10 protein-coding genes are annotated in these 12,550 nt (G+C 55.0%); 7 read left to right on the top strand and 3 right to left on the bottom strand.

The genetic code is table 11. From position 1 onward, the window contains the following. Positions 1–107 precede the first annotated feature (107 nt). The 4 genes from GKC68_RS15285 (at position 108) to GKC68_RS15270 (ending at position 5,444) form a co-directional block, all read left to right on the top strand. Positions 108–1,253, top strand: coding sequence for an HlyD family secretion protein (locus GKC68_RS15285; protein WP_028723748.1), 1,146 nt, complete (start codon positions 108–110; stop codon positions 1,251–1,253). Next, positions 1,250–2,818: a DHA2 family efflux MFS transporter permease subunit gene (locus GKC68_RS15280; protein ID WP_014606236.1), complete on the top strand. Its 1,569-nt coding sequence runs from the start codon at positions 1,250–1,252 to the stop codon at positions 2,816–2,818. The genes GKC68_RS15285 and GKC68_RS15280 overlap by 4 nt, the downstream gene beginning before the upstream one ends. Position 2,819: 1 nt before the next feature. Beyond that, the gene (locus GKC68_RS15275; protein ID WP_110956808.1) at positions 2,820–4,346 is read left to right on the top strand and encodes an efflux transporter outer membrane subunit; all 1,527 of its coding nucleotides are present in this window, start codon (positions 2,820–2,822) and stop codon (positions 4,344–4,346) included. A 696-nt stretch (positions 4,347–5,042) separates the two neighbouring features. Beyond that, positions 5,043–5,444 carry an H-NS family nucleoid-associated regulatory protein gene (locus GKC68_RS15270; protein ID WP_014606234.1) on the top strand — a complete coding sequence of 134 codons (402 nt, stop codon included), beginning with the start codon at positions 5,043–5,045 and terminating at the stop codon, positions 5,442–5,444. A gap of 103 nt (positions 5,445–5,547) precedes the next feature. On the opposite strand, the gene GKC68_RS15265 is transcribed toward GKC68_RS15270, so the two are convergent. Then, positions 5,548–5,673, bottom strand: coding sequence for a hypothetical protein (locus GKC68_RS15265; protein ID WP_263775278.1), 126 nt, complete (start codon positions 5,671–5,673; stop codon positions 5,548–5,550). Between the two features lie 95 nt (positions 5,674–5,768). On the opposite strand from GKC68_RS15265, the gene GKC68_RS15260 reads away from it, so the two are divergent. Next, positions 5,769–7,361 carry an ABC-F family ATPase gene (locus GKC68_RS15260; RefSeq protein WP_014606233.1) on the top strand — a complete coding sequence of 531 codons (1,593 nt, stop codon included), beginning with the start codon at positions 5,769–5,771 and terminating at the stop codon, positions 7,359–7,361. Positions 7,362–7,488: 127 nt separating this feature from the next. On the opposite strand, the gene moeB is transcribed toward GKC68_RS15260, so the two are convergent. Further along, positions 7,489–8,247 carry a molybdopterin-synthase adenylyltransferase MoeB gene (gene moeB, locus GKC68_RS15255; protein WP_342656305.1) on the bottom strand — a complete coding sequence of 253 codons (759 nt, stop codon included), beginning with the start codon at positions 8,245–8,247 and terminating at the stop codon, positions 7,489–7,491. Next, entirely contained in the window at positions 8,248–9,483 is a 1,236-nt protein-coding gene (gene moeA, locus GKC68_RS15250; protein WP_047715502.1) for a molybdopterin molybdotransferase MoeA, read from the bottom strand. Between the two features lie 218 nt (positions 9,484–9,701). On the opposite strand from moeA, the gene GKC68_RS15245 reads away from it, so the two are divergent. Then, positions 9,702–10,661 carry an isoaspartyl peptidase/L-asparaginase gene (locus tag GKC68_RS15245; RefSeq protein ID WP_028723744.1) on the top strand — a complete coding sequence of 320 codons (960 nt, stop codon included), beginning with the start codon at positions 9,702–9,704 and terminating at the stop codon, positions 10,659–10,661. Then, complete coding sequence (locus tag GKC68_RS15240; RefSeq protein ID WP_342656304.1) at positions 10,612–12,534, top strand: dipeptide ABC transporter ATP-binding protein; 1,923 nt, start codon at positions 10,612–10,614, stop codon at positions 12,532–12,534. The genes GKC68_RS15245 and GKC68_RS15240 overlap by 50 nt, the downstream gene beginning before the upstream one ends. Positions 12,535–12,550: the final 16 nt, after the last annotated feature.

The following is a 12,550-nucleotide window of genomic DNA, read 5'->3' as shown; positions in this document are numbered from 1 at the left end:
CCTTTCTCAAGTTACGTAAAGTTGTACTGGATTTTGTTAGTTTTCGATCTAATGTTTAGTGGACTTTCTACGCCCAGGACAGAGGGCCTTAGCCAGCGACGGACACTATGAGCGAGAACAACAACCGCGATTCACATCAGGAAGACGCAGAAAACGCGCCAGATAAAAACAGCCAGCCCCATGACAATCAGGATCATGACGACGAAAAGCCACGCAAACGTCCCGGCAAAAAGCCGTTAATCATCCTGGCCGTTGTCGTGGTGGTCATGCTGATTGTGGCCTTTTTCTTCTGGTTTACGACCCGTAACGAAGAAACCACTGACGACGCCTTTACCGAAGGCAATGCGGTCACCATCGCCGCAAAAGCATCCGGCTATGTTGTTAAACTGCTGGTTACCGATAACCAACGCGTCAGGAAGGGCGATCTCTTGGTTGAAATCGACCCGAGTGACAATGAGGCCCAGCGTGCTCAGGCTAAAGCCCAGTTGGGTCTGGCCACGGCACAGCTGCATCAGGCGCAGGCGCAGTTAGCGCTCTCTCGTGTTCAGTATCCGGCCCAGCGCGATCAGGCGCTGGCCGATCAGGCGAAAGCCGAAGCCAACTATATGAACGCCCAGGCGGACTACCGCCGCCAGCGGGGCGTCGATCCGCGCGCCACCAGCCAGCGAAACATCGACTCGGCTTCAGCACAGCTCCGTTCTGCGCAGGCACAGCTGCAAAGTGCAAAAGCCCAGGTGGAAGTGGCCTCGCAGGTTGCCCTGCAAATCCGTCAGCAGGAAACCAATGTTGAAGCGCGTCAGGAGCAGGTAGAGCAGGCTAAAGCGCAGCTCAACGTGGCTGAGCTGAACCTCTCTTACACTCAGGTTCGTGCGCCTTACGATGGCTTTGTGACAAAACGCAATGTCCAGATGGGCACGCTGGTACAGGCGGGAAGTGCTCTGTTCTCGCTGGTTTCTCCGGACATCTGGATCACCGCAAACTTTAAAGAGTCTCAGCTTGAGCGCATGAATCCCGGCGACAAAGTGGCAATCAGCGTAGATGCCTGGCCAGACATGAAGCTGGAAGGGCATGTCGACAGTATTCAGATGGGAACAGGATCGCGTTTCTCCACTTTCCCGTCTGAGAATGCCACGGGTAACTACGTGAAAATTGTCCAGCGTGTTCCGGTGAAAATCGTGATAGATAAAGGGCTGGATCCAAACCGACCGCTGCCACTGGGATTATCGGTTGAACCGAAGGTAACCGTGGAATGAGCGAATCGCAGAGCTGGAAACCCGCCAGTAACCCCTGGCTAGTGGCCATTACGGTCACGCTGGCGGTATTTATGGAAATCCTGGATACCACCATCGTTAACGTGGCCCTGCCGCACATCGCGGGTTCACTCTCTTCCAGTTATGATGAATCAACCTGGGTATTGACGTCGTATCTGGTCGCGAACGGTATCGTGCTGCCCATCTCTGCCTTTTTCAGCCGTCTGTTTGGCCGCAAACAGTTTTTTTTAATCTGCATTGTGATGTTTACCATCTGCTCCTTCCTGTGCGGTATTGCCACGGAACTCTGGCAAATTATTCTGTTTCGCGTCCTGCAGGGTTTTTTTGGCGGCGGGCTGCAGCCGGTACAACAGTCGGTGCTGCTCGACTACTTCAAACCCGAAGATCGGGGCAAAGCGTTTGGCCTTTCTTCCATCGCGATTATCGTTGCGCCGGTTATTGGCCCGACGCTGGGTGGCTGGATCACCGATAATTACAGCTGGCGCTGGGTATTCTTTATTAATATCCCGGTGGGCGTGCTGACCATCATGGCCATTTTACCCTTGCTGGAAGATCCGCCGTGGGAGCGTAAATGGGCCAAGGGCAAACTCAAGATCGATTATATCGGCATCAGCCTGATTACGCTCGGCCTGGGATGTTTGCAGGTCATGCTGGATCGTGGCGAAGATGAAGACTGGTTCGCCTCGCACTTTATCGTCCTGTTTGCTGTGCTGGCGCTGGTTGGGATCGTGGGTGCCATTTACTGGCTGATGTATGCCCGTAAACCGGTCGTTGACATTCTGGTCATGAAAGATCGCAATTTCTGGGTCGCCGGTTTATTAATGGCCGGCATGGCGATGATACTTTACGGCAGCTCGGTGGTTCTGCCCCAGCTGGCGCAGCAGGATCTCGGCTACACGGCGACCTGGTCGGGACTGGTGCTGTCTCCCGGCGCGGTGTTGATTGTCTTGACCATTCCGCTGGTCTTGAAACTGATGCCGGTGGTGCAGACCCGCTACATTATTGCCTTTGGTTTTAGCTGCCTGGCGCTGGCCTTCTTCTATTCGGCGTCCTTAACGCCTAATGTCGATTTTACTACGCTGGTTATGATGCGCAGTGCGCAGTCAATTGGCCTGGGCTTCCTGTTCGTACCGTTAACTACCATTGCCTTTATTACGATTCCCCAGCGCCTGAATGCGGACGCCTCAGCCCTGTTCACCATGTTCCGTAACGTAGCGGGTTCGATTGGTATCTCGTTGTCCACCGCGGCGATTACTGAACGGGAGCAGGCGCGTTCGGCCCATATGGTGCACAACATGACGCCGCTGAACGAACAGTTCAACATCACCGTTCAGCACTGGGCTCAGGCAATTCGCGACTTCACTTCTGCGGTGGGCGATCCTGTTACGTTGGCAACGGGTCAGCTTTACAAAGAGATGATTGTCCAGTCCCGCATTCTGGCTTATATCGACGTCTTTTCAGGCTTGAGTATCGTTGCCCTGATTTTGATCCCATTTTGTTGGCTGCTGTCGCCTGTCAAGAGCGAAGGCAGTGCAGGAGCACACTGACATGAAAGTTATGACTACGCATCGCCTGAATCCACTCAACCTGATGCTGTTATTCGCCCTGGCGGGCTGCAGCGTTGGCCCGGACTACCAGGCGCCAAAGCCCCAACTTCCGGGCAGCTATCACGCCCTGGATTCACAGGAAACCTCAAGGCCGCAAACGTCAGCGGTGGATTCGCGCTGGTGGCGCAATTTCGGGGATCCTCAGCTCGATAGCCTGATTGCGCGCGCCATCGAAGGTAACCTCTCATTACAACAGGCAGTATTGCGCATTGCCGGGGCGCGTGAGCAGTTATCTCAGGCGCAGGGCGGGTTGTTTCCCAGCCTTAACGGTTCAGCCAAAGTCACCCGCCAGCAGCTTGGCCTGGAAGGGCTACTGAAAGCCAACGGTGCCGACCAGCTCGACAGTAATGTCGCCAGCCAGCTGAACGGCCTGACACAGCCGGTCACGCTGTATCAGGGCAGTTTCGATGCCAGTTGGGAACTGGATCTGTGGGGCAAGGTGCGCCGCCAGATCGAGTCAGCAAATGCCCAACAGCAGGCGGCGATTGAGCAGCGCAACGACGCGCTGGTGTCGCTTGAGGCGGAAGTGGTGCGCGCGTGGTTACAGCTGCGAGGCGCGCAGGCAACGGTAAAAACGTTACAACAACAGATTGCGGTGGCGGATCAGACCTGGCAACTGACAGAAAGCCAACAGCGCAACGGCTTAGCGCCAGTCACGAATGTTGAAAATGCCCGCGCGCAGTTAAGCAGTCTGCAGGCGCAGCTGCCGCAGTATCAGGCACAAACGCGTCAGGCGATGAACGGGCTGGCCGTGCTGTTGGGCAAAACGCCGGGCGCGCTGGATGCCGAGTTAAGCGAGCCGAAAGCACTGCCTGCACTGCCTGCGTTTGTTTCTGTGGGCATTCCTTCCACGCTGGCGCGACGTCGTCCGGATATTCGTCAGGCAGAAGCCACACTGCATGCACAGACCGCCGAGATTGGCGTGTCTGTTGCGCAGCTGTTCCCCAGCCTGTCGCTGACCGGTCAGTTGGGCGTGCGTAACACTGACGTCAGCTATCTTGATAACTGGAGCAGTCATTTCTACAGCGTGGGACCGTCGTTATCTATTCCCATCTTCCAGGGCGGAAGGCTGGTTTCCAGCGTCAGGCTGGCGCGGGCGCAACAGGCCAGCGCGGCCCTGAACTACCGTCAGACGGTGCTCACTGCCCTGCAGGATGTGGAAAATGCCCTGGTCAGTTACCGTGCCGATCAGCAACGGGTAACGGCGCTGGATGAAACGACTGGCGCGCTGCAGCGTACCTTCGATCTGGCCAGTGACAGTTATCGTCAGGGATTATCCACTTTCCTCGAGGTGCTGGATGCACAGCGTCAGCTGGCGCAGGCGCAGGAACAGGCGACCCAGGCACGTATGCAAAGCGGGCTGGATCTCGTCGCCCTGTATAAAGCCTTAGGGGGCGGCTGGGAGACCTACCAGAACGTGCAGTTGCCGCAGTACGATGTATTTGGTCCCGCCACGCAGGTGAACTAACCGTTGAGGCCGCACCCTTGTTAAAAGGGCGCGGCCTGACAAGCCGCTCTACTGATACCCATGATTTATTATTTATGCGTTTTATCGTCAAATAAAAATCATCAAACGCCTCATGTCACGCTGTCGAACTCGCCGCCCAACAACGCGCCGCTATTTATCTTTTACGCCCGACGTTAAGGAAAGGAATCACGTCCTCGCCGACGTCGCACTCACCGGGTCTGTTAACGCGCGGCGTATTTTTTTACGTCAGAGAAACGCGGGAATGCGCGATACAAACGCCGGAATGATAAAAAAGCATCCCGATATTGTCCCGGGTAACCGGACAACTTTGCCGTTATATGCAGGTTAATTTTGTGAGTGGATAGCGGCCGTGGTGAGAAAAACAGACGGGAAGGCAGCGAATTTAATGCAAATTTTTTAAAGACGATAAAATAATCGACCGGAGCGTTATAAAGTTTTGGCGTGGATTCATGCAGCATGCGTAATCAATGAAATCGTTTACATTGTGCAAGGATAGCAGGTGTTTAGTGTTAATTAGTGGTTAATAATCTCTCCACATAAGGATTCTGAATACTTCACGGCCATTTAAAAAACACTCGGAATTATCTGGAGTAATAAATTAATTTATTTTTTTATTTGAATTAGGTAGTCTTGTCGCTACAGTTTAATTAAACCCCCTTAATCAAGGATATTGTGATGAGTGACGCATTTAAAGTTCTAAACAACATTCGCACATTACGTGCCCAGGCTCGTGAACTGCCACTGAGCGATCTGGAAGAGATTCTTGAGAAATTGACCGTCGTTGTGACTGAACGCCGTGAAGAAGCTCACGCTGAAGAGCAGCAGAATCGTGAAAAAGAAGAGAAGTTATCTAAATATCGCGAAATGTTGCTGGCTGACGGCATCGATCCTAATGAATTATTAGGTGCCCTGGAGCAGGGTAAAAAACGCACTAAGCGTGCGCCGCGTCCGGCTAAATATTCTTACACCGACGAAAACGGCGAGAAAAAATCATGGACCGGCCAGGGCCGCACCCCAGCAGCGATTAAAAAAGCGCTGGATGAAGGTAAAAGCCTGGACAGTTTCCTGATCGATTAATCGACACAATCCTTGTAAGCGGTAGCCGGGTGCATTTATGTCCCCGGCTTTTTTTATTTAAAAAAACCTGCATGCCGTTTTCCCTGTTTACTATCTCCACCCGTTAATTAATCCCGTCGTGCGTGACGGCAGCGGCTTTGGCATGCGCGGCAACCCGATGAGACCTGCGCGCCAGCAGCAGGAAACCGTGCAGGACGATAATTAAAAGTTGCGCGTTTTCAAGGCACACTCAGGCAATCCTTGCCGGAGACTGGCGTGCGCTACGTCACATCTGGCATAATAGCCGCCGTTTTTCCATCCACTCTCTTCACTAAGGTCAACGCCGTGTTAGTTAGCAGCAATATCACCATGCAGTTTGGCAGCAAGCCACTGTTCGAAAATATCTCCGTAAAATTTGGCGGCGGTAATCGTTACGGTTTAATCGGTGCGAACGGCAGCGGAAAATCCACCTTCATGAAGATTTTGGGTGGCGATTTGGTGCCATCAGGCGGCAACGTCTCTTACGATCCTAATGAACGTATTGGTAAATTACGTCAGGATCAGTTCGCCTTCGAAGAATATAGCGTGTTAGACACGGTCATCATGGGGCACCATGAATTATGGGAAGTGAAGCAGGAACGTGACCGTATTTATTCCTTACCTGAAATGACAGAAGAGGAAGGCTACAAAGTGGCCGACCTTGAAGTGCTGTATGGTGAAATGGATGGCTACAGCGCTGAACCGCGCGCCGGTGAATTATTACTGGGCGTCGGTATTCCGGTAGAGCAGCATTATGGCCCAATGAGCGAAATTGCCCCGGGTTTTAAATTACGTGTTCTTCTGGCTCAGGCATTGTTTTCCAACCCGGATATTTTGCTGCTGGACGAACCGACCAACAACCTGGATATCGATACTATTCGCTGGCTGGAGCAGGTACTCAACGAACGCGACAGCACCATGATTATCATTTCGCACGACCGTCACTTCCTCAATATGGTCTGTACCCACATGGCTGATTTGGACTACGGCGAACTGCGTGTTTATTCTGGTAATTATGATGAATATATGACCGCTGCCACCCAGGCGCGTGAGCGACTGTTATCGGATAACGCCAAGAAAAAAGCACAAATTGCCGATCTGCAATCCTTTGTCAGCCGTTTTAGTGCTAATGCCTCTAAATCACGTCAGGCGACATCGCGTGCGAAACAGATGGACAAAATAAAGCTGGAAGAGGTAAAAGCCTCCAGTCGTCAGAACCCGTATATTCGATTCGAACAGGATAAAAAACTGTTCCGTAATGCGCTGGAAGTCGAAGCGTTGACGAAAGGGTTTGATAACGGTCCGCTGTTTAAAAATTTAAATCTGTTGCTGGAAGTGGGCGAAAAACTGGCGATCCTCGGCGCTAACGGTATTGGTAAATCCACGCTGTTAAAAACGCTGGTGGGAGAACTGACGCCGGAAAGCGGCAGCGTTAAATGGTCTGAAAACGCGAAGATTGGTTATTATGCCCAGGATCATGCTGACGATTTTGCTAACGACCTGACGGTATTCGACTGGATGAGCCAGTGGAAACAGCAGGGCGATGATGAACAGGCCGTGCGTGGCATTCTTGGTCGCCTCCTGTTTTCACAGGACGATATTAAAAAACCGGCTAAGGTGCTGTCGGGTGGGGAAAAAGGTCGGATGCTGTTTGGCAAGCTGATGATGGAAAAGCCCAACATCCTGATTATGGATGAGCCGACAAACCACCTTGATATGGAATCCATTGAGTCATTAAACATGGCGCTGGAAATGTATGAAGGTACGCTGATTTTTGTCTCTCATGACCGTGAGTTCGTTAGTTCACTGGCGACGCGAGTGATGGAAATCAAAGCCGATCGCATTGTGGACTTCACCGGTAATTACGAAGATTACCTGCGTAGCCAGGGCATCGTCTAAAAACAACGGGGTAGCGATGGCTACCCCGTTATCGTTTGGGTCTGTGCGTCAGGGTGGATTGTCTGCGACGATCCGGCTTAAAATCCTTTCTTTACCTGACCACACATGAATCCTGTCAATTAACGCCTCAATCATGATGACCGCAGACTTCACAATGGGGATCCTGCGCGACCTTCAGGGTACGGAACTCCGCGCTCAGCGCATCGTACATCAGCAAACGCGAGCGCGCCGGTGAGCCGAAGTGCGTCAGCAGCTTGAGAGTTTCCATCGCCTGCATGGCGCCGACGACGCCCACCAGCGGCGCCATTACGCCGGCCTCCACACAGCTCAGAACCTGGGCGGCAAACAGCCGGCTGATGCAGCGATAACAAGGCGTATCGGGTTGCCAGTCAAATACGCTGAGCTGGCCCTCCATACGAATCGCCGCGCCTGAGACCAGCGGCACTTTCAACTGGTAGCATAACCGGTTAATTTGCTCGCGCACCGCCACATTGTCCGTGCAGTCCACCACCACCTGCTGCCGGGCAATCAGGGCGTTGAGCGCCTCATCGTCCAGTTGACCCTGCACAGCCTGTAACCGGCAGTGAGGATTAATGGCGGCCAGCGTTTCGCGCGCGGATTCCACCTTGGCGCGGCCAATATCGGCATCGTAATGCAAAATCTGTCGCTGCAGATTAGAAAGTGAGACCGTATCAAAGTCCACCAGCGTAAGATTGCCGACGCCCGCTGCCGCCAGATAGGGCGAGGCCGCACAGCCTAAACCGCCCAGCCCGACAACCAGCACATGACTGGCTTTCAATGTTTCCTGACCGTCAAAGTCAAAACCACGCAATACAATCTGTCGGTTGTAGCGCAGCATCTCTTCGTGGCTCAGTTCGGGCAGCATTTACCCCTCCAGCAGCGTATTAAAGGGTTCGACATCCACCCACTCACCTGCTTTAACAGGGCCGCGATCGCGTTCCAGCACAATGAAGCAGTTGGCCTGAGAAAAAGAGCTGTAGACATGGGAGCCCTGTGCGCCGGTGCTGACAACCTCGGGTTCACCCTGGCTGTTTTGCCGCAGAACGCCACGCTGGAAATCCAGCCGGCCAGGCGATTTTTTCAACGCGGTTGCCGTGCGTACGCGCTGGCGGGGCGGCAGCGCGGCAGCCGTTTGTCCCGTCAGGGTGGACAGCAGCGGCTGCACCAGTTGATAGAAGGTCACTACGGCAGAAACCGGATTTCCGGGTAAGCCGCAGAACCAGCTGTTCGCCAGACGACCAAAAGCAAAAGGTTTACCGGGTTTCATCGCCAGCTTCCAGAAGCGAATCACGCCGAGTTCTTCCAGCATCGTTTTGGTGAAATCGGCTTCGCCCACCGAAACGCCGCCGGTACTGATGACTACATCAGCCTGGCGATCGGCTTCGGTAAAGGCCGCACGCAGTGCAGCAGGATCGTCTTTGATAATGCCCAGATCGATAACCTCGCATCCCAGCTTGTGCAGCATCAGCGAAATCGCAAAACGGTTGGTATCATAGATTTGCCCCGCCGCTAACGGCTGGCCCACAGGCTGAAGTTCGTCGCCGGTGGAAAAAATCGCGACGCGCAGTTTACGCAGCACCCGCACGGTCGCGATCCCCAGCGAGGCCAGCAAGGGCAGTTCGGCAGCACCCAGACGCACGCCCGCCGCCAGCACCTGATGGCCGGCCCGAATATCGTCGCCCGTCAGCCGGATATTTTGTCCGGCGTTGACCGGGGCGGTGATAATCACCTTCTCATCCTGCAGACGGGTTTCCTCCTGCATAACGACCGCGTCACAACCGGCAGGTACAGGTGCGCCCGTCATTATTCTGATCACGCTACCCGCCGGCCATTCACCGCTAAACGGGGCCCCGGCAAAGGCTTTACCCGCAACCGGCAGAGGCTGGTTACTCACAATATCAGCCAGCCTGACGGCGTAACCATCCATCGCCGAGTTGTTGAAAGGGGGAACATCGATCGGTGAAGTGACCGCGCAGGCAGTAATGCGCCCGGCCGCCTCTGGCAGGCTCAGCTCAAGCGAGTCTGTGATGGGCGTTAGCGACGCCAGCATCTTTTGTTGCGCGTCCTCAAGGGAAATCAGTCCGGCAGTAAAGCTTTCCATTCTATTCTCAGCCTGTCTGTTGCAAGGGCTGTCTATTATGGTGACTTTTCCCTTCAGAGTCACATCGGCATAAGCCACAACGAAAGGTTATTAGCACATTGTCAGTTTCCGCTTTACAACCCATAGCGGGCTTTCTATATTCAAAAATGGTCTAAACCGACTTAAAACCATTCAAAATCAGTGTTTTTCCTTCTGATGCAACCACAGGGTAACGCAGTATGGCTAAAGCAGCGATTGCCATTCATGGCGGTGCGGGGGCAATTACCCGCGCCGCCATGAGCGCGGAAAAAGAGCAGGCATACCGACAGGCGCTTTACGACATTGTGACGCACGGGCAGAGCATGCTGGCTCAGGGGGCTTCTGCGCTGGATACGGTGACTGAGGCGGTGCGCAGGCTTGAGGAGTGCCCGTTATTCAATGCAGGTAAAGGCGCGGTGTTTACGCGGCAGGGCACCCATGAACTGGATGCCTGCATCATGGATGGCCGGACATTACAGGCTGGCGCAGTGGCGGGCGTATCGCGTATACGCAATCCGGTGCTGGCGGCCCGCGCGCTGTTGGAAAACAGCCCGCACGTGTTGTTAGCGGGCGAGGGCGCTGAAGCGTTTGCCCTGGCACAAGGCCTTGAGCAGGTTGAACCTGAATTCTTTTCTACGCCTGAACGTTGGGAGCAACTGCAGCGCGCGCTCGGCAGCGATACCGCGCTGTTAGACCATGATGGTGCGGCCCAGGGCGGCGATCCCCTTGATCCGGACCGTAAGTTCGGCACGGTGGGCGCGGTTGCGCTGGACAACGCCGGCAATCTCGCCGCCGCCACCTCTACCGGCGGAATGACCAATAAACAGGTTGGCCGCATTGGCGACTCGCCTCTACCCGGTGCAGGTTGCTATGCCAGCAACGACAGCGTTGCGGTGTCCTGTACCGGCACCGGAGAAGTGTTTATCCGCACGCTGGCCGCTTACGATGTGGCGGCGCAGATGCGCTACGGTGGACGTACCTTACAACAGGCCAGCGTGAATGTTATTCACGATAGCGTGCTGGAGTTAGGCGGCAGCGGCGGGCTGATTGCGGTTGATCGTGAGGGCAACGTCGCACTGCCTTTCAACAGCGAAGGCATGTACCGGGCTTATGCCCGCACAGATGAGGCCGCAGAGGTGGCAATTTACCGTGAAAGCTAATCGTGAGGCCCTCCACAGCAGCCTGTCTGGCACAACAGTATTGACCGACGAGCAGGTGCTGGCCGTACGCGATCTTAACGTGCGTTTTGAAAACGATGGCGTCGTCACCCAGGCTGTGCGCCATCTTTCCCTTGACGTCTACCGGGGTAAAACCCTGGCCCTGGTGGGCGAGTCTGGTTCGGGCAAGTCAGTGACCTCGCTGGCGTTGATGCGCCTGATTGAGCAGGCCGGCGGAGACGTCAGCGGCGAGATCCTGTTGCGCGGTCGTAACGGCGAGGTACGGGATCTGATGCGCATGCCGCGCGGTCAGATGCGGCAGGTGCGCGGGGCCGATGTAGCGATGATCTTCCAGGAACCCATGACGTCGCTCAATCCGGTGTTCTCTGTTGGTGAGCAGATTGCCGAATCCATTCGTCTTCATCAAGGCCAATCCCACGCCGGGGCGCTGGCAGAAGCGCGTCGAATGCTCGACAGGGTACGTATTCCCGATGCGCAAAAGATCCTGCGCCGCTTCCCCCACCAGCTCTCGGGCGGTATGCGTCAGCGCGTAATGATTGCCATGGCGCTGTCATGTCAACCTGCGCTGTTGATTGCAGATGAACCCACCACCGCGCTTGACGTGACGATTCAGGCGCAGATTCTGCAACTGATTCGCGAGCTGCAAAAAGAAATGCAGATGGGGGTGATATTTATCACTCACGATATGGGCGTGGTGGCTGAAATGGCTGATCGGGTACAGGTGATGTACCGTGGCGAAGTGGTGGAAAATGCCGAAACGGCTCAGCTGTTCAGTGCGCCACGTCAGGCTTACACGCGCGCCTTACTGGCCGCCGTACCGGCGCTGGGTGCCATGCAGGGCCAGCCGCTGCCCGCCAGGTTCCCGCTAATTGACCGCGATGACGAACCGGCAATACCACAGAATACCGTACGCCACGATCGGCCACCGATTTTACAGGTACGCAATCTGGTCACACGGTTTGATATCCGCTCAGGGTTATTTAACCGGGTGAAAAGTCGGGTACACGCGGTCGAGAATGTCAGTTTTGATCTCTACGCAGGTGAAACGCTGGCGCTGGTGGGGGAGTCCGGATGCGGAAAATCCACCACCGGGCGTTCGCTGCTAAAGCTGGTCGCCAGCCAGGGCGGCAGCATCACCTTTAACGGTCAGCGCATAAACGATCTCTCCGGTCCTGCCCTGGCCCATCTGCGGCGCGATATTCAGTTTATTTTTCAGGATCCCTATGCGTCGCTGGATCCTCGCCTGACCGTCGGCTTCTCTGTTATGGAGCCACTGCTGATCCACAAGGTGATGCCGCGCCATGAAGCAGAGCAGCGCGTCGCGTGGTTGCTGGAAAAGGTCGGGTTATTGCCGGAGCATGCAAGGCGCTATCCCCATGAGTTCTCCGGCGGCCAGCGGCAGCGCATTTGCATTGCGCGGGCGCTGGCGCTGAACCCGAAAGTGGTGATTGCCGATGAGTCGGTTTCGGCGCTGGATGTGTCCATTCAGGCACAGATTATTAACCTGATGCTGGATTTACAGCGCGAGTTTGGCATCGCATTTTTGTTTATTTCCCATGACATGGCGGTCGTTGAGCGCATCAGCCATCGTGTTGCGGTGATGTATCTTGGACAAATCGTCGAGATGGGGCCGCGTCAGGCGGTGTTTGAACGCCCGCAGCATCCTTACACCAAAAAGCTTATGGCCGCCGTGCCGATTGCCGATCCGTCGCAGCGGCAGCGCGAGCGCAGTTTGTTGGTCGATGAGATCCCCAGCCCAATTCGTTCACTGGGCGACGAACCCGAAACGGTTTCGCTGATGGAAGTCGCGCCCGGCCATTTCGTGGCACGTCACGCCAGCGCGCGACCTGAATAACTCAGCCGTCGCTACG

Origin of the sequence: Pantoea sp. RSPAM1 (assembly GCF_038816185.1) — a bacterium.
Classification (GTDB): domain Bacteria; phylum Pseudomonadota; class Gammaproteobacteria; order Enterobacterales; family Enterobacteriaceae; genus Pantoea; species Pantoea ananatis.
The sequence above is the reverse complement of the archived record's forward strand: the minus strand, read 5'-3'. Positions and strand labels throughout refer to the sequence as shown.